This window comes from Mycobacterium sp. E2497, assembly GCF_001668695.1.
GTDB lineage: Bacteria > Actinomycetota > Actinomycetes > Mycobacteriales > Mycobacteriaceae > Mycobacterium.
Genome location: NZ_LZKD01000017.1, coordinates 1 through 20,258, shown reverse-complemented (window position 1 = coordinate 20,258; position 20,258 = coordinate 1). Strand labels below are relative to the sequence as shown.

Here is a 20,258-nt window from a genome sequence, read left to right as displayed (position 1 = left end):
GCAGGGTGCTCCACTTCCCGTCGGCGATGTCGTACATCTCCACGACGTTGAGCACCATCGTCGGTTCCTCGCCGCCGGCCACCACGATGCGGCCGTCGATGTAGGTCGCGCCGTAGCTGCCGCGCGGGGTCGGCATGCCCACCAGCTTGGTCCAGGTGCCCGATTGCGGGTCGAACCGCTCATTGGCCGCGGAGTTCTTGTCGGCGGAGAGGAACCGCCCGCCGATCGCGTACACGTAGGTGCCGTCCGACACCGCCGCCAGGTGTTCGCGCGGCGTGGGCATGTCGGCGGCGTCCTTCCACGAGCTGCCGTCGAAGACCTCCGTCTGCGGAACGAGTTGCTTGGCGTTCTGGCCGCCGACCGCGACGAGCTTGTCACCCACCACCGCCGCGGCAGGGGCGGCGCGCGCGTGGGTGAGATGCGGCAGTTCGACCCAACTGCCGCCGCGCAGCGCGAACACCTTGTTGGATGCGTCGGCGAGCTGATCGCTCGCGCCGCCGAGCACCACGACTTCGCCGCGATAGGTCGCCGCGGTCGCGTGATGCAGCGGGATGGGCAGCGGCGGCCCGGGCTGCCAGGCGCCGGTGCGCGGGTCGTAGCTCTCGACGGTCTGCAGCACCGCGCCGTTGCGCAGGCCGCCCACGATCCAGATCTTGTCGCCCTGGACGGCCCAGGCCATCATCAGCCGGGGCGTCGGTGCGTCGGGCAGCGAGCGCCACTGCGACGCCGGCTGGATCCGGCGGGCCGGCAGTTTCAGCGCTTCCGCCGACGAGGTGAGCTGGCCGTCGCCGACGGCGGTCGACCCGCCGATCGCGTAGACGGACTTCTCCACGGCGTCGACGGCCATGCCGTGCCGGGCGGTGGTCATGTCGGGCAGACCCGACCACGTCTTCGTCATCAGGTCGAAGGCGGCGACGCTCTTGAGGAGCTGCCCCGCCGATACGCCGCCCGCCGCGACCAGACGCCCGTCGACGATCGCCACGCCGAAATCGCTGCGCGCCTGGCTCAGCGCGGGCAACGCGGTCCAGGTCTTGGCGGCCGGGTCGTATGCCTCGACCGTCGCCAGGTCCGCGGTGCCGTTGGTGCCGCCCACGGTGTACATCAGCTTCCCGTCCGAGGCCCCCGCCAGCAGTTGACGCGGGGTCGGGATGGGCGCGCCCAGGGTCCAGGTGTTGCCGTCGAACACCTCGGTGGTGTTCAGCAGCGCGCCGCTCGCGTCGACACCGCCGGCGACCACCAGGCGGTCGCCGACCACGGCCGCCGCCGCGGCCGCCCGGGGTTGCAGCAGGTGCGGAAGCTCGACCCAGCGGCTGTTGATGATCCGCCAGACCTGGTCGCTCGGCACGTTCTTGCCGCCCGCGGACTTCCAGCCGCCGAGCACGACGGGGTTGCCCTGCCAGGTGACCGCCATCGCGTGTGAAACGGGCACCGGCAGGTCGTCGCCGACCTTCCAGCTGTCGATGACGGGGTCGTACCCCTCCTGCAGCCCGGTGAGCCCGCCGTCGCTGCGGATCCCGCCGAAGATCCAGATCGTGCCGTCGGCCTGGGTGGTGGCCGCCGCGTCGCGCGAAATGCGCGCGTTGGTGATCGGCTTCCACTCCATGGGCGGCTGCGCGGTCGGCTGTCCGGAAGCGCCCTTCGGGCCGGCGTTGTTGTCGTTCGGAAGCGCGAAATAGACGCCGGCGGCCACCACCAGCAAGACGGCGGCGAGAGCGCCGGCCGCCAACGCGATGCGGTTTCGCTTCTTGCCCGGTTCCGCGAACCACCCGGCCAGGCGGGCCCCGGGGCTGCGCGGCGGCCCCTGGACGCCGCCGCCTCGACCCGACGGCACGGCCTTGGGTGGCTGCACTTTCGGTTGCGTCGCCGACCCGTGCCCGCCGCGCAGCAGGCTGGCAGCCTCGGACAGCTCGGCGGGTCCGGATTGCGGAAAAGGGGCGGTCTCCAGCGCGTGGTCGACTGGGGCGCTGATGGCGGAGGTCGGGTCGTCGTGCCCCGCGGGCGCCGCCGGGGGTGCGGCCATGCTCGACGTGTTGGGGGCGGGCGGCCGCGCCGCCTCGCCGTGAATGCCGGGTGGCACCGGCGCGGCGTGCGGGAGATCCGCCACGGCCGAGGGGCGGCCGGTGATGGCCATCGCGTCGGGTTTCAGACCGTTGCGGCGCTGCGCGGCCTGCAGCTCGCGGCCGAACTCCTCAGCCGAGGCGGGCCGCTCGGCGGGATCGATCGACATCGCCCTCTCGATCGCCGAGCACACCGCGTCGGGAATGCCGTCGGGACGCATGTCCGGGATCCCGGTGGTGCTGATCCGCAGATACTGCGCAATCAGGTCCTCGCCCTTCTTGCGCTCGTGCGCGGCGTTGCCCGCGATCAGCGCGTAGAGCGTGGCGCCCAGGGAGTACATGTCGGAGGCAACCGTCGCCGGGTTGCCCGTCATCACCTCCGGGGCGGTGAAATCGATGGTGCCGGAGAAGAACCCGGTCGCCGTCTCGTACCCGCCTTCGATGTGGGCGATCCCGAAATCGCTGAGCTGCGGCTCGCCGTAATCGTTGACCAGGATGTTGGCCGGCTTGATGTCGCGGTGCAAGGTCCCGGCCCGGTGCGCGGTTTCCAGTGCGCCGCAAAGCTTTACACCGATGTGCAATGCCTCGGGCCAGGGCACCGGCCCTTCGCGGCGCAGCCGCACCGCCAGCGAATCCGCAGAGTGATACGGCATCACGATGTAGGGCTTGCCGCTCCCGGTGACGCCGACCCGCAGGATGTTGACGATGTTCGGATGCCCGGAGAGGCCGCCCATCGCGTAGCCCTCGCGCAGGAACCGTTCCCTGCTGTCGTCGTCGATGTGCGACGGCAGCACCTTCACCGCAACGCTTCGCCCGAGCGCGGTCTCGTAGCAGCAGTAGATGACCCCCGCCCCGCCCCGGGCCACCTGGCGCGCATCCTCGAACCCCGCGGCCGCCAGCTCCGCGGCGATGCCGCTCGGTACCGGTGCGACATTGTCGGAACGGGGCTCTTCAGGCATTTGCTGGCGCTCGACCCTCCGCGAATCATGTGATGGGCGAGCTCAAGGTTAAGCGCTCACCACCTCGCCGGTGTGTCTTTCGGCAACCTTGGTCGCCCAGGCCGTGACCGGGCCCCGGAACAGTTAGCCGGCGGCGGCGGGCCGCCTGACTCAGCGGTCGATGGTCGGGGGACCCTGGTGCGGCCGTTGCAGCGCGGCGAATTCGGGAACGCCGGCCATGGTGAGCACCGCCTCGAGCAGTCGGACACCGTCGTGCCCGTTCGGCGCCCGGGTCAGTACCGGCCCGGAGAAGGCGCGGCCGCCGACCGCGATGATCGGGCTGCCCGCCTCGTCGCCCAGGGCATCCTGGCTGGCCCGGTGCGCCCGCCGCACCGCTTCGTCGAGGCCGCTGTCGTCGAGCGCTTCGGCGAGGCGTTCCTCGAGGCCGCTCTCGGCGAGTGCTTCGCGGATCGCGTCCGCGTCGAGTTGGTCCCCGCGCACATGGATGCACCCGCCTATCGAGTCGTAGAGGCCCTCGAACGCGTCGGGGCCACGCTCGTTCACGGCCGCGGCGAACAGGCGTCCCAGCCGCGTCGAGCGCTCCATCATGCGTTGCTGTTTGGTGTCGTCGGCGTCCTGGCCTTCGTTGAGCACCGCCAGGCTCATCTGCCGCAGGACGACCGGCGTCTGCGTGGACCGAGCGGCGTCGCGCAGCCAGCGCGCCGTCACCCAGGAGAACGGACAGACCGGATCGAGGTAGAGGTCGACGTCGGCCACGGGGTTCCTCCTTCGCGCCAAGGGTTGGGCTGACGGGTGGCATACCCGCTACCGGCCGTCGCACGCCCCCTGACGGGGTTGCCAGCAGAATGGTTTCTATGACGCTGAACCTGGGCGAGTACTTCAACCGCATCGGCTATGGCGGCGCCGCGGCGCCCACGCTCGAGGTCCTGCAGGCTTTGGTCGGCGCGCACACCAAAGCGATTCCCTTCGAGAATCTCGATCCGGTGCTGGGGGTGCCGGTCGACGACCTGAGCCCGGCCGCCCTGGCCGGCAAACTGGTTCAGCGGGGCCGCGGCGGCTATTGCTACGAGCAGAACGGCTTGATGGGCTACGTGCTGGCCGAGATCGGCTTCCGGGTGCGGCGCCTGGCTGGCCGGGTGGTGTGGATGCGGCCGCCCGACTCACCGTCACCGCCGCAGACCCACACCGTGCTGGCCGTGACGTTCCCCGGCTCCCACGGTGCTTACCTCGTCGACGTGGGCTTCGGCGGGATGACACCGCCCTCGGCGCTGCGCATCGAGACCGGCAGCGTGCAGCGGACGACGCACGAGCCGTACCGGCTGGAGGACCGCGGCGACGGCCTGGTGTTGCAGGCCCAGGTCCGCGGGGAGTGGCAGCCGCTCTACGAGTTCAGCACCCGGACGGCGCCCGACGTCGATCTGCAAGTGGGCAGCTGGTTCGTCTCGACGCACCCCTCGTCGCACTTCGTGACCGGACTGACGGCGGCGCGCGTCACCGACGACGCCCGACTGAACCTGGCCGGCCGGAACCTGGCCATCCACCGCGCCGACGGCACCGAGAAGATCCGCCTCGACGACGCGGCGGGGGTGGTCGACACCCTCAGGGACCGGTTCGGCATCAACGTGTCCGACGCCGCCGGCCGCGGCGCGCTCGAGGCATGCCTGGACAAGCTCCTGGACGCTTAGAGCCAGGCGCCGATTCGCCGCAGCGCCTCTTCGATGTCGCCCGTCGGCCCGGCGAACGAGAATCGGACGAAGGAATTGCCGTGCGCGATATCGAAATCGATGCCCGGCGCGATGGCAACGCCGGTGTCCTTCAACAGTTTCGAGCAGAACGCCATCGAGTCGTCGGTGTGGTCGGACACGTCGGCGTAAACGTAGAACGCGCCGTCGGTGGGGGCCAGCCGGTCGATGCCGATTCGACGCAGCCCGTCCAGCAACAGCGCGCGGTTGGTCGCGTAGTGGTGCAGGTTGCCGTCGGCCTCGGCGGTCGCCTCCGGGGTGAAGGCCGCCACCCCGGCGATCTGCGACAGCACCGGCGGGCAGATGGTGAAGTTGCCGGTCAGGCGGTCGACTGCGCGCAGTAGCGGCGACGGCACCAGCATCCAGCCGAGCCGCCAACCCGTCATCGCGTAATACTTCGAAAAGCTGTTGACCACCACGGCGTCTCGCGAGGTCTGCCAGGCGCAGCTGGTCGGTGGCGCGCCCTCGTAGATCAGGCCGTGGTAGACCTCGTCGCTGATCAGCCGCACCCCGGACGTCTCGCACCACGACGCGATGGCGGCCAGTTCGGACGGCGCGATGACCGTTCCGGTGGGGTTGGCGGGGCTGGCGACGATCACGCCCTGCACGGGCGGGTTGAGTTCGGCGAGCATCGCCACGGTGGGCTGGAAGCGGGTCTGGGGTCCGCATGGGATCTCGACCACCTCACATCCCAACGCGGACAGGATGTTTCGATAACACGGGTAGCCGGGACTGGCCAGCGCGACCCGATCACCCGCGTCGAAGCACGCCAGAAAGGCGAGCAGGAATCCGCCGGAGGAACCCGTGGTGACCACCACGTCGTCGGGCTCGACGACCAGCCCGTGCTGGCGTTGGTAATCCGCGGCTATCGCCGCGCGCAGCTCGGGGATGCCGAGTGTCACGCTGTAGCCCAGCTCGTTGAGGTGCAGGGCCGCGGCCGCGGCCGCGCGCACCGGCTCCGGCGCTCCCACGCTGGGCTGGCCGGCCGACAGGTTCACCAGGTCGCCGTGGCTGCGCTGACGCTCGGCGGCCGCCAGCCACACGTCCATCACATAGAACGGTGGGATGGCGGCGCGCTGTGCGACGTGGTCGTTCACGACGTTTCGAGCACCTCGGCTTCCAGTCGTGCGAGCACTTCGCGCGGGGTGTCGAGCAGGTGCGCGCTGCCGTGGGCGCGTTTGAAGTACAGCTGCATGTCGTGCTCCCAGGTGATCGCGATCCCGCCGTGCAGTTGGATGCCTTCGGCCGCCGCCGCGCACAGCGCCTCGGTCGCGGCCAGGCGCGCGGTGGCCGCGTTGGTCGGCGTGGGGTCGTTGCACGCGTCGGCAACGACGGCCTTCGCCGCGGCGATCATGACGTACAGATCGGCCATCCGGTGCTTGAGCGCCTGGAAGCTGCCGATCGGCCGCCCGAATTGCACCCGGTTCTTGGCGTATTCGACGGTGAGCTCGAGGCAGCGTTCGGCCGCGCCGATCTGCTCGGCGGCGAGCAGGATGGCCGCGGTGTCGGCGATGCCGGGGTCGACGCCGATCGGATCGGCCTGCTCCGGCCGCACCCGCGCGAGCCGGCGGGTCGGATCCATCGTGGCGACGGGCTCCGCGCTGAATCGCGTCCACCTGCTCAACCGGCCGTCGTCCGCGGCGACCACGACGTCGGCGATGCCGCCGTTGACCACGTAGTCGGCGTCGAGCACCAGCGCCCCGATCGAGGTGCCTTCGGCGAGGCCGCCCAGCGTCTCGGCGTCGGGCTCGGGCGCGGCCAGCAGGGCCAGCTCCGCCAGCGTGGTGCCCAGCAGGGGGGAGGGCACCAGCGCCCGGCCCAGCTCCTGCAAAACCGTTGCGGCGTCGGCCAGTTCGCCGCCCGCGCCGCCCAGCTCCTCGGGGATCACCAGCGCGGCGGCGCCGACCTGTTCGCACAGCAGCTGCCACAGCGACTGGTCGTAACCGCACTCGGACTCCATCGCCGCGCGGACCGCCCCCGGGTTGGCGTGCTTGGCCACCAGGGCCGCGACGGTCTCCCGCAGCATCTCCCGTTCTTCAGTCATGAGCGCCGCTCCTCCCCATCGCTACGTTCTGCATCGTCGCGGCGCGAGTCATGACAGGGCCTCCAGCACTCGCCGCCGATGCGCGTCGGGGGTACCCCAGGCCGAACGCAACGCCTGCACCCGCAGCAACCACAGGGACAGATCATGCTCCTGGGTGAACCCGATGGCGCCGTGGGTCTGCAGCGCCGAGCGGGCCGCCAGCAGGCCCGCCTCGGAAGCGGCGGCCTTGGCCGCGCTGACATCCCGCGCGCTCTGGTCGGGGTGGTCGGCCAGAGCCAGGGCCGCGCCGTACAGCAGCGGCCGGGCCAGCTCGATCGCCGTGTGCACGTCGGCGAGCTTGTGCTTGATCGCCTGATAGGAACCGATCACCCGGCCGAATTGTGACCGCTGCTTGGCATAGTCGACGGTGTCGCGCAGCAGCGCCTCGGCCGCGCCGACCAGCTGCGCGGCGGTGGTCAGCGCGCCGAACTCGTAGGCGCGCTTGACGTCCGCCTGCCAACTGGCCCCGGTTGCGGTCACGTCGTAGAGCGGCCGGCTGGGGTCGACGGACTCGTGCTCTTCACCCGGGGCCGCCTCGCTCACGCCGTCGTCGGTGGCCAACAGCACCAACCCGGCCGCATCGGCGTCGACGGCGCGCGGAACCTGCGGCGGCATTGCGACGGTGGCGATGAGCTCGCCGGAAGCCAAGCCCGCGCAGCGCTCATCGTCCGCCAGCAGAACCGGTGCCACGGCGATGGATTCGGTCACCGGCCCTGGCACGCACCAGCGTCCGAGGCGTTCGAGCGCCACCACCAGGTCGACCGGGTGTGCCCCGATGCCATCGAACTTCTCGGGCACCGCCAGGGCGGTGACGCCGAGGTCGGCCAGCTGCCCCCACACCTTGCGGCCGGGCGCGGTGTCGCCCGCGGCCCACGCGCGGATCGCGCCGGGCAGGCCGGCCGCACCGAGCGCGGCGTCGATGCTGGCCGCGAAGTCGCGCTGCTGTTCGTCCAGTTGGAATTCCACGGTCACTTCTTCTCTCGGGGCAGGCCCAACAGCCGTTCGGAGATGATGTTGCGCTGGATTTCGTTGGTGCCGGCATAGATCGGGCCGCCCAGCGCGAAGAGCAGCCCGTCGGTCCACTGGCCGGCCAGCTCGCCGTCCGCGCCGAGGATGTCCAGCGCGGTTTGATGTATCGCCACGTCGAGGTCCGACCAGAACACCTTGGTCACCGACGATTCGGCGCCGAGTTCACCGCCGGCCGCCAGCCTGGTCACGGTCTCGAACGTCTGCAGGCGGTAGGCCTGGGCCTTGATCCACGCGTCGGCCACCCGGTCGGCGAACGCCGCGGGGGAGCCGCGGTCCTTCCACAGTTGCACCAATCGTTCGGCCGCCGCGAGGAAGCGGGCCGGGCTGCGCAACGACATGCCGCGCTCGTTGCTCGACGTGCTCATCGCCGCCCGCCAGCCCTCGTTCGGCGTGCCGATCACGTCGTGGTCGGGGACGAAGACGTCGTCGAGGAAGATCTCGCCGAAGCCGGTGTCGCCGCCGAGCTGGACGATGGGTCGCACGGTGACGCCCTTGGCCTTCAGGTCGAACATGAAGTACGTCAGGCCGTGGTGCCGCTGGGCTTGGGGGTCCGACCGGAACAATCCGAAACCCATTTCGGCGAACGGTGCGCGGGAGCTCCAGATCTTCTGCCCGTTGAGCAGCCAGCCTCCGTCGGTCTTGGTTGCGGTCGACCGCAGCGAGGCCAGGTCGCTGCCGGATTCGGGCTCCGACCAGGCTTGCGCCCAGATCTGTTCCCCGCTGGCCATTTTCGGCAGGATGCGGTCCAGCTGCTCTTCGGTGCCGTGCGCGAAGAGCGTCGGGGCGAGCATCGAGGTGCCGTTCGCGCTGGCCCGGCCCGGGGCGCCCGCGCGGAAGTATTCCTCCTCGAACACCACCCAGTGCAGCAGCGGCGCGTCGCGGCCGCCGTACTTCTTGGGCCACGTGATGACCGACAGTCCGGCGTCGAACAGCACCCGGTCCCAATACCGGTGCTGGGCAAAGCCTTCGGCGTTGTCGTAGGACTTCGTCGGGATCGCATCGGCGTTCGCCGACAAGAAGTCCCGCACCTCGGCCTGCAACGCCAGGGTGTCTTCGTCCAGTTCCAGATCCACGTCAGGTCCACTCTCGCAGTTGTGGTTTGACCACCTTGCCGCCCGGATTGCGCGGCAACGCGTCGACGAACCGCACCGACCGCGGGGCCTTGAAGTTCGCCAGATGTTCACGGGTGTAAGCGATCACGGATTGCTCGTCGAGGTCGGCACCGGGCCGGGCCACCACGAATGCCCGGCCGACCTCGCCGAGCCGCTCGTCGGGAACGCCGATCACCGCCGCGTCGGCCACCCCCTCCATCCGGGCCAGCACCTGCTCGACCTCGGCGGGGTAGACGTTGAACCCGCCGCAGATGTACATGTCCTTGAGCCGGTCGGTGATGCGCAGGTTGCCGGCCGCGTCGACCGCGCCGATGTCCCCGGTGTGCAGCCAGCCGTCCGCGTCGATGGCCGCCGCCGTCGCCTCCGGGTCGTCGAGGTAACCCAGCATCACGTTCGGTCCGCGCAGCAACACCTCACCGGCCTCGCCGGGAGTGCTTGCGTCGATGCGCAATTCGAAATCGGCGAACGGGCGCCCGCACGTGGTCGCGACGGTGACCGCGTCATCGTCGGCGCGGCACATGGTGCCCATGCCGTTCGCCTCCGTCAGCCCGTAGGCGGTCAGCACGATGTCGATGTCGAGCTCGGACTGCATGCGTTCGACCAATACGACGGGCACGGTGGCGGCCCCCGTCACCGCAAACCGCAGCGAGCTCAGGTCGTAGTCCGTGCGCTGCGGATGGTCCAGCAGCGTCTGATAGATGGTGGGCGGCCCGGGCAACACGGTGATGCGGTGCCGCTCGATCGCCTGCAGCGCGCGCAGCGGGTCGAACGTCAGGTGCGGGATCAGCGTGGCGCCGGTCTGCAGGCAGGCCAGGATGCCGGCCTTGTAGCCGAAGTTGTGGAAGAACGGGTTGATGCACAGGTACCGGTCGTCGCTGGTGATCTTGCCGTTGGCGGCCCACGACGCCGAGGCCGACAGCGACTGCCGATGCGCGCAGAGCACGCCTTTGCTGCGGCCGGTGGTGCCGGAGGTGAACAGGATGTCGCTGACGTCGTCGGGGGTGACGGCGGCGGCGCGCTCGGCCACCGCACCGAGGTCGGTGCCCCGCGCGATGAAGTCGTCCCACGTCCCGTCATCGGCGTCGATCGGGATTCTGACGATGTGCCGCAGCGCCGGCAGGGCCTGGCGATCCAGGTCGGCGAAGCGGTCGTTGCCCAGGAAGCGGCCCATCCCGAACAGCACGGGCGCAGCGGTGCGGGCGAGGATGTCGCCGGCTTCCTCGGCGGTGTAGCGGGTGTTCAGCGGCACCATGGCCGCGCCGGCGTGGTGAATCGCCAGGCAGGCGACCACCCAGTGCCAGGTGTTCGGCGACCAGATGGCCACGCGGTCCCCCGCTGCCACACCGAGGCTGATGAGCGCGGCCGCCGCCCGGTGCACCTCATCGCGCAGCTCGACCGACGTGAAGGTCCGCTCGTCGGTGATCAGGGCGTCGTGGCCGGGGAGCTGACTCGCCAAACGGTCCAGCGCCGCGGGCACGGTGCGGGGATCGTCCCCTGCCCTATAGGCGTGGGCCCTGGTCATCGAATGCTCCTCTAGGTTCGGTCCGCGGTGCGCAGTTACCGACGGCCTAACAAAGCAAGTGCTTGGTAGGTTAGCCTACAGGGCATGCAGGACGTCGAGGAGTTCCGGGCGGAGGTCCGCCAGTGGCTCGCCGACAATCTGGTCGGCGAATTCGCGGCCCTGAAGGGTCTTGGCGGGCCCGGGCGCGAGCACGAGGCGTTCGAGGAGCGCCGGGCATGGAATCAGCATCTCGCCAAGGCCGGACTGACCTGTCTGGGCTGGCCGGTGGAACACGGGGGCCGGGGGCTGTCCACCGCGCACCGCGTCGCGTTCTACGAGGAGTACGCCCGCGCCGATGCCCCGGACAAGGTCAACCACTTCGGCGAGGAGCTGCTCGGCCCGACGCTGATCGCCTTCGGCACCCCCGAGCAGCAGCAGCGGTTCCTGCCCAAGATCCTCGATGTCACCGAGCTGTGGTGTCAGGGCTACTCCGAGCCGGGCGCCGGCAGCGATCTGGCCAACGTGTCCACCACCGCCGAGCTCGACGGCGACCAGTGGGTGATCAACGGTCAGAAGGTGTGGACGTCGTTGGCGCACTGGGCGCAGTGGTGCTTTGTGGTGGCCCGGACCGAGAAGGGCTCCAAGCGGCATGCCGGGTTGTCCTACCTGCTGGTGCCGCTTGATCAGCCGGGGGTGGAGGTCCGCCCCATCGTCCAGCTGACCGGTGACTCGGAATTCAACGAGGTCTTCTTCGACGACGCGCGCACCGAGGCCGGCCTGGTGGTCGGACAGCCCGGCGACGGTTGGCGCGTGGCGATGGGCACGCTGACCTTCGAGCGCGGCGTCTCGACGCTCGGGCAGCAGATCCGCTACGCCCGTGAGCTTTCCAACCTCGCCGGCCTCGCGCGGCGCAACGGCGCCGCCGACGATCCCTTTATCCGGGCGCGGCTGGCCCGGGCGTGGACCGGGCTGCGCGCGATGCGGTCCTACGCGCTGGCCACCATGGACGTCGAAGGAGGCGGCCGGGCCGCCGGGAAAGATAACGTGTCGAAGTTGTTGTGGGCCAACTGGCATCGCTCGCTGGGCGAGCTGGCGATGGACGTCGTCGGCAAGCCCGGGATGACCCTCTCGGACGGCGAATTCGACGAGTGGCAGCGGTTGTTCCTGTTCACCCGTGCCGACACCATCTACGGCGGGTCCAACGAGATCCAGCGCAACATCATCGCCGAGCGGGTGCTCGGCCTGCCCCGGGAGGTAAAGGGATGAGCGCTTGCGCGAAGACTGAGGAGGAAGCATGAGCCTGTCCGAAGCTCCGAAAGAGGTTGCCGGGCATGGGCTTCTGCAGGGAAAGGTGGTCGTCGTAACCGCGGCGGCGGGCACCGGCATCGGCTCGGCGACGGCGCGACGGGCCCTGGTCGAGGGCGCCGACGTGGTGGTGTCCGATCACCACGAACGGCGGCTGGGGGAGACCGCCGACGAGCTGTCCGGGCTGGGGCTGGGCCGGGTCGAGGGCGTGCTGTGCGACGTGACGTCCACCGCGCAGGTGGACGCGCTGATCGCCTCGACCACGGCACGGATGGGCCGGCTCGACGTGTTGGTCAACAACGCCGGGCTCGGCGGGCAGACGCCGGTGGTGGATATGACCGACGACGAGTGGGACCGCGTCCTGGACGTGACCCTGTCGTCGGTGTTCCGGGCCACCCGGGCGGCGTTGGCCTACTTCCGCGACGCCGACCATGGCGGCGTGATCGTCAACAACGCCAGCGTGCTGGGCTGGCGGGCGCAGCACTCACAGTCGCACTATGCGGCCGCCAAAGCCGGGGTGATGGCGTTAACCCGTTGCAGCGCAATCGAAGCCGTCGACTACGGGGTTCGGATCAACGCGGTGTCCCCGAGCATCGCCCGCCACAAGTTCCTGGACAAGACGACGTCGGCGGACCTGCTCGACCGGTTGTCGGCCGGTGAAGCGTTCGGGCGCGCCGCCGAGCCCTGGGAGGTGGCCGCCACCATCGCGTTTCTGGCCAGCGACTATTCCAGCTATCTGACCGGCGAGGTCATCTCGGTGTCCAGCCAGCATCCCTGATCGGACCAGCTAGCCAAGCAAGCGCTTGGTTGATACTCTGATCGGGTGGAGCGAGTGGCCGGTCAGGCGAACAGCCGCCGCGACGAGTTGTTGGAACTCGCCGCGACCATGTTCGCCGAGCGCGGCCTGCGCGCAACGACCGTGCGCGACATCGCCGACAGCGCGGGCATCCTGTCCGGCAGCCTCTACCATCATTTCTCCTCCAAGGAGGAGATGGTCGACGAGTTGCTGCGCAGTTTCCTGGAGTGGTTGTTCGCCCGCTACCGCGAAATCGTGGACAGCGAGGCCAACCCGCTGGAGCGGCTCAAGGGGCTGTTCATGGCGTCGTTCGAGGCGATCGAGCACCGGCACGCGCAGGTGGTCATCTACCAGGACGAAGCCCAGCGGTTGTTGTCGCAGCCCCGGTTCTCCTACATCGAGGACATGAACCGCCAGCAACGCAAGATGTGGGTCGAGGTGATCAACCAGGGCATCGACGAGGGTTACTTCCAGCCCGACCTCAACGTCGACCTCGTCTACCGTTTCATTCGTGACACCACCTGGGTGTCGGTGCGCTGGTATCAGCCCGGCGGCCCCCTCAGCGCCCAACAGGTGGGACAGCAATACCTCGCCATCGTTCTCGGTGGGATTACCAAAGAAGGAGTTTGAAAATGGCTGAGGCGTACGTCATCGACGCTGTGCGCACCGCGGTGGGCAAGCGCAACGGGTCGCTGGCCGGTGTACATCCCGTGGACCTCGGTGCCCTGGGTTGGCGCGGACTGCTCGACCGGGTTGACGTCGACCCCGCCGCCGTCGACGACGTGATCGCCGGTTGCGTCGACGCCATCGGCGCGCAGGCGGGCAACATCGCGCGGCTGTCGTGGCTGGCCGCGGGCTACCCCGAAGAGGTCCCGGGTGTCACCGTCGACCGGCAGTGCGGTTCCAGCCAGCAGGCGATTTCCTTTGGCGCCCAGGCGATCATGTCGGGAACTGCCGACCTCATCGTGGCCGGTGGCGTGCAGAACATGAGCCAGATCCCGATCTCGTCGGCGATGACCGTGGGCGAGCAGTTCGGGTTCACCTCGCCGACCAACGAATCCAAGCAGTGGCTGCACCGGTACGGCGACCAGGAGATCTCTCAGTTCCGCGGCGCGGAGATGATCGCCGAGAAGTGGAACCTGTCCCGTGAAGAGATGGAGCAGTTTTCGCTGACCAGCCACGAGCGCGCGTTCGCCGCGATTCGCGCCGGTCACTTCGACAACGAAATCATCACCGTGGAAACGGAATCCGGGCCGTTCCGGGTCGACGAGGGGCCCCGCGAGTCGTCGCTGGAGAAGATGGCCGGCCTCAAGACACTCGTCGAAGGCGGTCGGCTGACGGCGGCGATGGCCAGCCAGATCTCCGACGGTGCCAGCGCGGTGCTGCTGGCTTCCGAGCAGGCGGTCAAGGATCACAAGCTGACCCCGCGGGCGCGCATCCACCACATCAGCGCCAGGGCCGCCGACCCGGTGTTCATGTTGACCGGGCCCATCCCCGCCACCCGGCACGCCTTCGACAAGACCGGTCTGTCGATCGACGACATCGACACCGTCGAGATCAACGAGGCGTTCGCACCGGTGGTCATGGCCTGGCTCAAGGAGACGAAGGCCGATCCGGAGAAGGTCAACCCCAACGGTGGTGCGATCGCCCTCGGCCATCCGCTGGGTGCCACCGGCGCCAAGCTCTTCACCACGATGCTCAACGAGCTCGAACGCATCGGCGGCCGCTACGGCTTGCAGACGATGTGCGAGGGCGGCGGCACCGCGAACGTCACCATCATCGAACGGCTGTAACGGCTTTCGCGCTTTCGCGTTGGCCGACTTGGGCTGGACAATCGTCCGGGTGAGCAGCGACCTGCTCCGCTATCGGCAGGGCACCTTCATCGCGGGAACTTACCGGGCGGCCAGCGCCAGGCCGATCCCGCCGAGAGCCAACGCCCAACTGGTGAAGCTGCCGACCAGGAAGTACTCGGTCACCTCGTCGATGCCGACCTGGCCGTCGCGGCCCTTCTGGGCGGTCAACTCGGGGAAGCGGATGATGCCCTTGGCGGCGACGACGGCGCTGGCCGCGGCCACCTGCCCGCCGACGCCCAGGCTCAGGATCAGCAGGCGTTCCAGCGGTCCCAGCAGCCGGCCGCCCTTGAGTCGGTCCGACGGTTGCGGCTCGCCCGCCGGGCGTACCGCTCCGACCGAGCCGAGCACCAGGCGGACCAGCTGGTTCGCGGTCGCGAACTGCACCAGCACCACGCCGACGATCATGAGCAGCTGGTTGGGGGTGACATGGCCGAGTGCCAAGTGCACCCAGCCCACCCACCGCGCGATGGCACCGTTGACCGAGGACGACCATCCGGACATCAACGTCAGCAGCGCCAGTGTCGCGGCGAACACCGCCAGCGGCGCGGCTTGGTGGCCGCCGGTGCGTTCACTGCGCGCGCACAGCCATTCCCATGCCACGACGGAGGCGGCCGCCAGGATGAGTAGCGGGATGTCACCGGCACGCCACAGCGCGCCCAGCGCCGCGACCGCCGCCACCACGACCGGTCCGACGACCAGCGGCACCCATGCCGCGCGGACCGCCCTGCGACACAGGTCGGCGATGCCGAGCGCCGTAAGCAGGACGGCGATGGCGCTCACTGCAGGCTCCGAAGGTATTGGCTGGCAACGACAATCAGATCCAAACCGTCGCGGCTCGCGCGCTGCGACACCGCCGACGGGCTGATGCCCTCGGCGTCGGCGAGCTCCCTCTTGGTCCGCCCGGTCATCAGCCCCCTCACAATCCGCAACGATCTCTCGTCGAGTGATCCAAGCAGATGGTCCCGACAAATCAGCGCCGCGTTGACCGCCGCGACGTCGGTGCGTGTCTCGCTGTCCGCCCGAAATGTCGTGCGCACCAGCGTGAAGCCAGGCTGCCGCTGGACCGCCGCAGTCTGCTGGATGGCCTCCCGGGCGGTCCACCACCCCGGCCCGTCCTGGATTCCCGCATCGGCATCGAGAACGGTCACCGCGCCCCATCCCAGCCCGAATCGGACGTCGATGTCGGGCGCGAGTAGCAGGCGCACGGTCAACGCTGCATCGATGGCACCACCGAGGGTGGGAAAGCTGCCCTGAAACTCGTCCCCGACGGTGAACGACGGCGGGTCGATCGCGTCGGCCGCCACTCGGCCGAGCGCTGCGGCGACGTGTCGATGGAGGGCGGCGCGGTCGCGGGCGCGGCGGGACCCCACGACATCGCCGATCAACGTCGCGCGAATTGAAGGCGATGCCTTCATTCTAGCCATATGAAGATTATAGCTTCATTTGTTCATTATTAAGTATGGAACTAAATTGAGACGGATCGAGACGCTGCTCAGCTCGTCGGCTGGTCCTTGACCCTGACGTAAGCCTCGATGCCGACCCGTTCAAACGTGCGTCGGCGGGAGGCCGACAGCAGAGGCAGGGCCTCGGCCGCGTCGATGATCTCGGGGTGGACCACCTCGTACTTCTCGCCGTGTGAGGAGATGGTCGCTCGCCCCGCGGCACGAATGTTCTGCAACCAGTCGACGTCGGTGCCGTAGGGCAGCGGTATGACGAAACCGTCGTCGATTCGCTCGGCGACGACCGGTGTGGAGTACACCTTGCCCGACCGCCGTCCGGTGTGCTCGATCGCGGCCGCATACCAGTTCTTGCGGCCGGCCAGCCGCAGCATCAGCGGGTTGAGCAGGTATTTGTTGGAAGTGCGAATCGCGTTCAAAAACGGAGTGGGCCAGGTTGCCGGTTCCAGTGTGATCATTCGTCCAGGGTGACGCGGCGCACCGACCCGATGCCAGGGTCTTTGGTCGCCGGCTTATCGTTCTTCGACGAGCGCCGACGCCGCCCGTAGATGCTTGATCGCGTCCCGCACTATCGAGTCGATCAGTTCGGAGCACGACGGCAGGTCCTCGAGGATGCCGGCCACCTGGCCTGAGGCCAGCACGCCGGCCTCGGTGTTGCCCTCGACCAGCCCGGCCTTCAGCAGCATCGGCGTGTTGGCCGCCATCACCACCTGTGACCAGGTCAGTTCCTTGCCGTGGCGCATGGCCAGGCCGTCGCTGATCATCGATCGCCACGTCATCTGCGACATGTGCTTGAACTTCGCGGCATTGCGGACGGCGGCGGTGAGACCCCTTACCGGCGAACCGCTTTCCAGCCTCTCGACCAGTCCGGTGCGCAGGACGCGGTGCGGCATGCCGTCCACGCGGGTGGTGACCACCGTGCCGTCCAAGGCCGCATCCAGGTAGCGCCGCTTGACGGCGTCGGGCACCGTCGAATCGGAGGTCAGCAGGAAGCGGGTGCCCATCGCCACGCCCGCGGCGCCGTAGCTCAGCGCGGCCGCCAGTCCGCGCCCGTCGAAGAATCCCCCGGCGGCGATCACCGGGATTCCGGTGCCCTGCACGGCGTCCAGCACCGACGGCAGCAGCAGCGTGGTGGCGACGGGTCCGGTGTGTCCGCCCCCCTCGCCGCCCTGCACGATCATCGCGTCGGCGCCCCAGGCCGCGACCTTGCGCGCGTGCTTGGCCGCACCGATCGACGGAATCACCACGGCGCCGGCCTCTTTCAGCCGGGCGATGAGCTCCTGCTTGGGTGCCAGCGCGAACGACGCCACCTTGACGCCCTCGCGGATCATCAGGTCGACGCGGTCGCCGGCGTCGGCGGCGTCGGCGCGGATGTTCACGCCGAACGGCTTGTCGGTGGCGGCCTTGACCTTGCCGATCGCCGTCGCCAACTCGTCCAGTGTCATGGTGGCCGATGCCAGGATGCCCAGCCCGCCCGCGTTTGCCGTCGCGGACACCAGCCGGGCGCCGGCCACCCAGCCCATCCCGGTTTGCACCACCGGGTGCTCGACACCGACCAGTTCGGTCAGCGGCGTGCGCAACTTCATACCCACCGCCGACGATGCAGAGCGAAGCGATGAGGAGGAGGCGGAACAATCATCAACGGATCTCCCTGTCGCGCAGGGATTTCGGATCGATCACCTCGCGGATCAGGCGGAGCTCTTCGTCCGTCGGCAGCCTGGTCTCGCCCGCCTCGTCCACGCCGTGCACCTCGAACGACGTGGCCTCACGAACCTCGTCGGGCGATACCCCCGGGTGCAGCGTCAGCGCCCGCATGGTGTGATCGGGGCCGCCGAAGTCGAACACCCCGAGGTTGGACACCACCCGGTAGGTGTTGGCGAAGCGGAACGCCGGATTGTCCGGGTCCACCTTGTCCCAGCCGATGCCGCAGACCACGTCGACCGCCTCGCAGAACACCCGCTTGGAGTGGTTGCCCACCCAATAGCTGGTGGCGTGGTTGATCGCGTTCCCCGGCGCACCCCGCAGGCCGAACATCTGCCGGGTCGGGTGTTGCAGTGGACCGAACGCAGAAATGTTCTGATTGCCAAAGCGGTCAACCTGATTGGCGCCCATCACCACGTGCCGGCGTCCCCAGGCCAGCGTTTCGAACACCCGGCCGAACGGCATCCAGCCCTCGACGGGCCCCGTCTTGCCCAGCGCCGGGGTGTCCGCGAGCAACTGCGCCTCGCCGTCGGTCAGCAGGATGTCCGGTGAAAAGGTCAGCCGCGCAAGGCGGGCCCCGACCGAGGCCATGTTGGTCATCGGGCTGACCATGATCTCGCCCGCTCCGGCGAACAAGTCGGCGCACGCGGCTGCGCACACTTCGGCGCGGGTGCTGCTCACTTGGCGGCCTCCTCTGCGAATGCGCGAACGGCCGCCTGGTAGTCGTCCTCGCTGCCGGACAGGTAGGTCTGGACGAACTTCTGCCAGCCCTCTTCGGTCGAGGCGGCTTCGGCGTAATGCCGCTGGAATTTCTCGTCGCGGCCGTAATCCGGCGCGGCGGTGGTGAAGTGGGCGCCACCCGGCGCCTCCACGACGGAGTCGACCATCATCCGGTTCACCAGCAGGGCCTGCGGGGGAACGGCCTTGACCAGCTCCTCGGTGGAGACGACGCGCTCCACCGACAGGAAGCGCTTGTCGGCGGCCATCAGGAACAGGTCGTCGAAGTAGGGATCGATCCCGGTGTAGGCCGCATTGCCGCGGGAGTCACCGAGATTGAGGTGGACGAACGCCGCGTCCAGGCGCAGCGCCGGCATCGCGATCAGCGTCTCGTGACCGCCCTCGGGCGCGGCGTACGGGCTGGTCACGGTCCGCAGCTCGCCCTCCCAGAAGTCGGGCACCGAGCTGCCCAGCCCGGCCCGGATCGGCAGGAACGGCAGGCGTTGCGCGGCCGCCTGCAGGCCGCACCGCAGCATGCCCTCGTCCATCTCGCGGGCCTCGATCGCGCCGCTGGTACGGGCCTTGGCGAACCAGGGGTCGTAGAAGGGCGGGGAGTCCAGCGAGACGAAGCCGTAGTAGGCGCGTTTCACCTTGCCGGCCGAGCACAGCAGGCCCAGATCCGGGCCACCGTAGGTGACGATGGTCAAGTCTTTGATGTCGGTGCGCAGCATGGCCCGCACGAACGCCATCGGCTTGCGCCGCGAACCCCAGCCGCCGATGCCGATCATCATGCCGCTGCGCAGTTGGGCGACGACCTCGTCCAGGCTGGTCCTCTTGTCGCTCACTTGTCCTTGCCCTTCGCCGTACCGGCGAACGCGTCGCGGTGCTCGTCGGCCACTCCGGCCAGATTGAGCTCGAACGTAAACCCTTGCTCCATGCGGTAACTCGAGTTGACCCGCTGCACGTCGATGAGGTTGAGCGCCTCCTTGGCCGCGCGGATGACGCGGGTGTCCTTGGCGGCGATGTCGCGGGCGACCCGTAACGCCGCCTCGTCCAGTTGGTCGCGCGGCACCACCTCGTGCACCGAACCGAAGTGGTGCAGGGTGGCGGCGTCCACGGTGGCGGCGGTGAAGAAGAGCCGCCGCATCAAATGCTGGGGCACCAACCGGGACAGGTGGGTGGCCGCGCCCAGGGCGCCGCGCTCCACCTCGGGCAGTCCGAACGTGGCGTCGTCGGAGGCCACGATGACGTCGGAGTTGCCGACCAGGCCGATGCCGCCGCCGACGCAGAACCCGTTGACCGCGGCTACGACGGGTACCGCGCACTCATAGACCGCGCGGAAGGCGGCGAAGCAGCCGCGGTTGGCGTCGATCAGCGCGGTGAATCCCTCGGTGCGCTGCATCTCCTTGATGTCGACCCCGGCGTTGAACCCGCGGCCCTCGGCCCGCAGGATGACGACGTGGGTCTCGGGATCGTGGCCGGCGGCCGTGATGACGTCGGCCAGTTCGAACCAGCCGCGTGACGGGATGGCGTTGACCGGGGGGAAGTCGACGGTGACCGCGACGATGCCCGGTTCGGTGGTTGTGGATGTGATGGGCAAGGTGCCACTTCCTTGTGGGGTAACTACCTAAGCAAGCACTTGCTTGGTACGCTAGCACAGTGACTCGCGCCGAAGTACCCGACGCCATCGACTTGGGGCTGGCCGGCCGGGTGGTTCTGGTCACCGGGGGGGTCCGCGGCGTGGGCGCCGGCATCAGCTCGGTCTTCGCCGGGCAGGGCGCGACCGTCGTCACCTGTGCGCGGCGGGCCGTCGAGGGGTTGCCCTATGAGTTCCATTCCTGCGACGTCCGCGACGACGACGCCGTCAAGGCGCTGATCGACGCCATCGTCGAGAAGCACGGCCGGCTCGACGTGGTGGTCAACAACGCCGGCGGTTCGCCGTACGT

The 20,258-nt window shown here is 69.3% G+C and carries 20 protein-coding genes; 6 read left to right on the top strand and 14 right to left on the bottom strand.

What is annotated here, in order from left to right:
* Both A5713_RS01065 and A5713_RS01060 read right to left on the bottom strand, forming a co-directional pair.
* A partial coding sequence (locus A5713_RS01065; protein ID WP_068091600.1) for a serine/threonine-protein kinase occupies positions 1 to 3,016 on the bottom strand: 3,016 nt, incomplete at its 3' end.
* 150 nt (positions 3,017 to 3,166) lie between these two features.
* Positions 3,167 to 3,772 (bottom strand): DsbA family protein, encoded by a 606-nt coding sequence (locus A5713_RS01060; RefSeq protein WP_068091597.1) that lies wholly within the window; start codon positions 3,770 to 3,772, stop codon positions 3,167 to 3,169.
* Between the two features lie 98 nt (positions 3,773 to 3,870).
* Here A5713_RS01060 and A5713_RS01055 point away from each other — a divergent pair, with 98 nt between their 5' ends.
* Positions 3,871 to 4,701 (top strand): arylamine N-acetyltransferase, encoded by an 831-nt coding sequence (locus A5713_RS01055; protein WP_068091595.1) that lies wholly within the window; start codon positions 3,871 to 3,873, stop codon positions 4,699 to 4,701.
* Here the strand turns inward: A5713_RS01055 and A5713_RS01050 are convergent.
* Genes A5713_RS01050 through fadD3 form a run of 5 tightly spaced genes read right to left on the bottom strand, consistent with a single transcriptional unit; the run spans position 4,698 to position 10,504 of the window.
* Complete coding sequence (locus tag A5713_RS01050) at positions 4,698 to 5,855, bottom strand: pyridoxal phosphate-dependent aminotransferase (protein WP_068091593.1); 1,158 nt, start codon at positions 5,853 to 5,855, stop codon at positions 4,698 to 4,700. The genes A5713_RS01055 and A5713_RS01050 overlap by 4 nt on opposite strands.
* A complete protein-coding gene (locus A5713_RS01045; RefSeq protein ID WP_068091590.1) occupies positions 5,852 to 6,802 on the bottom strand; it encodes an acyl-CoA dehydrogenase family protein in 951 nt (316 codons plus the stop codon). Before A5713_RS01045 ends, A5713_RS01050 begins: the two co-directional genes overlap by 4 nt.
* A gap of 48 nt (positions 6,803 to 6,850) precedes the next feature.
* Positions 6,851 to 7,813, bottom strand: a complete 963-nt coding sequence (locus A5713_RS01040; RefSeq protein WP_197516261.1) for an acyl-CoA dehydrogenase family protein — start codon at positions 7,811 to 7,813, stop codon at positions 6,851 to 6,853.
* On the bottom strand, positions 7,810 to 8,943 hold the full coding sequence (locus A5713_RS01035; protein WP_068091587.1) for an acyl-CoA dehydrogenase family protein: 1,134 nt from the start codon (positions 8,941 to 8,943) through the stop codon (positions 7,810 to 7,812). The genes A5713_RS01040 and A5713_RS01035 overlap by 4 nt, the downstream gene beginning before the upstream one ends.
* Before the next feature lies 1 nt (position 8,944).
* On the bottom strand, positions 8,945 to 10,504 hold the full coding sequence (gene fadD3 / locus A5713_RS01030) for a 3-((3aS,4S,7aS)-7a-methyl-1,5-dioxo-octahydro-1H-inden-4-yl)propanoate--CoA ligase FadD3 (protein WP_068091584.1): 1,560 nt from the start codon (positions 10,502 to 10,504) through the stop codon (positions 8,945 to 8,947).
* An 84-nt stretch (positions 10,505 to 10,588) separates the two neighbouring features.
* On the opposite strand from fadD3, the gene ipdE1 reads away from it, so the two are divergent.
* The 4 genes from ipdE1 to fadA6 are packed head-to-tail and all read left to right on the top strand — an operon-like array spanning position 10,589 to position 14,377.
* The gene (gene ipdE1, locus A5713_RS01025; RefSeq protein ID WP_067922868.1) at positions 10,589 to 11,749 is read left to right on the top strand and encodes an acyl-CoA dehydrogenase IpdE1; all 1,161 of its coding nucleotides are present in this window, start codon (positions 10,589 to 10,591) and stop codon (positions 11,747 to 11,749) included.
* A 28-nt stretch (positions 11,750 to 11,777) separates the two neighbouring features.
* Positions 11,778 to 12,566, top strand: a complete 789-nt coding sequence (ipdF, locus tag A5713_RS01020; protein ID WP_068091581.1) for a (5R,7aS)-5-hydroxy-7a-methyl-1-oxo-2,3,5,6,7,7a-hexahydro-1H-indene-carboxyl-CoA reductase — start codon at positions 11,778 to 11,780, stop codon at positions 12,564 to 12,566.
* Between the two features lie 45 nt (positions 12,567 to 12,611).
* Entirely contained in the window at positions 12,612 to 13,214 is a 603-nt protein-coding gene (kstR2, locus tag A5713_RS01015) for a TetR family transcriptional regulator KstR2 (RefSeq protein ID WP_102419465.1), read from the top strand.
* Positions 13,215 to 13,216: 2 nt separating this feature from the next.
* On the top strand, positions 13,217 to 14,377 hold the full coding sequence (gene fadA6, locus A5713_RS01010) for a steroid 3-ketoacyl-CoA thiolase FadA6 (protein WP_068091574.1): 1,161 nt from the start codon (positions 13,217 to 13,219) through the stop codon (positions 14,375 to 14,377).
* 99 nt (positions 14,378 to 14,476) lie between these two features.
* On the opposite strand, the gene A5713_RS01005 is transcribed toward fadA6, so the two are convergent.
* From A5713_RS01005 to echA20, 7 genes are all read right to left on the bottom strand, one after another.
* The gene (locus A5713_RS01005; protein ID WP_067922852.1) at positions 14,477 to 15,217 is read right to left on the bottom strand and encodes a hypothetical protein; all 741 of its coding nucleotides are present in this window, start codon (positions 15,215 to 15,217) and stop codon (positions 14,477 to 14,479) included.
* Positions 15,214 to 15,861, bottom strand: a complete 648-nt coding sequence (locus tag A5713_RS01000; protein ID WP_068091571.1) for a SatD family protein — start codon at positions 15,859 to 15,861, stop codon at positions 15,214 to 15,216. Before A5713_RS01000 ends, A5713_RS01005 begins: the two co-directional genes overlap by 4 nt.
* A gap of 68 nt (positions 15,862 to 15,929) precedes the next feature.
* Positions 15,930 to 16,352, bottom strand: coding sequence for a nitroreductase family deazaflavin-dependent oxidoreductase (locus tag A5713_RS00995; RefSeq protein WP_067922846.1), 423 nt, complete (start codon positions 16,350 to 16,352; stop codon positions 15,930 to 15,932).
* 54 nt (positions 16,353 to 16,406) lie between these two features.
* Positions 16,407 to 17,480: a (3aS,4S,5R,7aS)-5-hydroxy-7a-methyl-1-oxo-octahydro-1H-indene-4-carboxyl-CoA dehydrogenase gene (gene ipdC / locus A5713_RS00990; protein WP_068091569.1), complete on the bottom strand. Its 1,074-nt coding sequence runs from the start codon at positions 17,478 to 17,480 to the stop codon at positions 16,407 to 16,409.
* Between the two features lie 52 nt (positions 17,481 to 17,532).
* Entirely contained in the window at positions 17,533 to 18,276 is a 744-nt protein-coding gene (gene ipdB, locus A5713_RS00985) for a cholesterol ring-cleaving hydrolase subunit IpdB (RefSeq protein ID WP_067925396.1), read from the bottom strand.
* Entirely contained in the window at positions 18,273 to 19,157 is an 885-nt protein-coding gene (gene ipdA / locus A5713_RS00980) for a cholesterol ring-cleaving hydrolase subunit IpdA (protein WP_068091566.1), read from the bottom strand. Before ipdA ends, ipdB begins: the two co-directional genes overlap by 4 nt.
* Positions 19,154 to 19,912 carry a (7aS)-7a-methyl-1,5-dioxo-2,3,5,6,7,7a-hexahydro-1H-indene-carboxyl-CoA hydrolase gene (gene echA20 / locus A5713_RS00975; RefSeq protein WP_068091563.1) on the bottom strand — a complete coding sequence of 253 codons (759 nt, stop codon included), beginning with the start codon at positions 19,910 to 19,912 and terminating at the stop codon, positions 19,154 to 19,156. The genes ipdA and echA20 overlap by 4 nt, the downstream gene beginning before the upstream one ends.
* Positions 19,913 to 19,971: 59 nt before the next feature.
* Between echA20 and A5713_RS00970 the strand changes: the two genes are divergently transcribed.
* Positions 19,972 to 20,258 (top strand): SDR family NAD(P)-dependent oxidoreductase (locus tag A5713_RS00970; protein ID WP_156751694.1); only part of this gene is annotated, 287 nt, incomplete at its 3' end.

What these genes read in the sequence shown, in the direction of transcription:
- A5713_RS01055 (WP_068091595.1), top strand. Translation starts at nt 3,871, where the DNA reads ATGACGCTGAACCTGGGCGAGTACTTCAACCGCATCGGCTATGGCGGC.
- A5713_RS01045 (WP_068091590.1), bottom strand. Translation starts at nt 6,802, where the DNA reads ATGACTGAAGAACGGGAGATGCTGCGGGAGACCGTCGCGGCCCTGGTG.
- fadD3 (WP_068091584.1), bottom strand. Translation starts at nt 10,504, where the DNA reads ATGACCAGGGCCCACGCCTATAGGGCAGGGGACGATCCCCGCACCGTG.
- ipdE1 (WP_067922868.1), top strand. Translation starts at nt 10,589, where the DNA reads ATGCAGGACGTCGAGGAGTTCCGGGCGGAGGTCCGCCAGTGGCTCGCC.
- ipdF (WP_068091581.1), top strand. Translation starts at nt 11,778, where the DNA reads ATGAGCCTGTCCGAAGCTCCGAAAGAGGTTGCCGGGCATGGGCTTCTG.
- fadA6 (WP_068091574.1), top strand. Translation starts at nt 13,217, where the DNA reads ATGGCTGAGGCGTACGTCATCGACGCTGTGCGCACCGCGGTGGGCAAG.
- A5713_RS01000 (WP_068091571.1), bottom strand. Translation starts at nt 15,861, where the DNA reads ATGGCTAGAATGAAGGCATCGCCTTCAATTCGCGCGACGTTGATCGGC.
- A5713_RS00995 (WP_067922846.1), bottom strand. Translation starts at nt 16,352, where the DNA reads ATGATCACACTGGAACCGGCAACCTGGCCCACTCCGTTTTTGAACGCG.
- ipdC (WP_068091569.1), bottom strand. Translation starts at nt 17,480, where the DNA reads ATGAAGTTGCGCACGCCGCTGACCGAACTGGTCGGTGTCGAGCACCCG.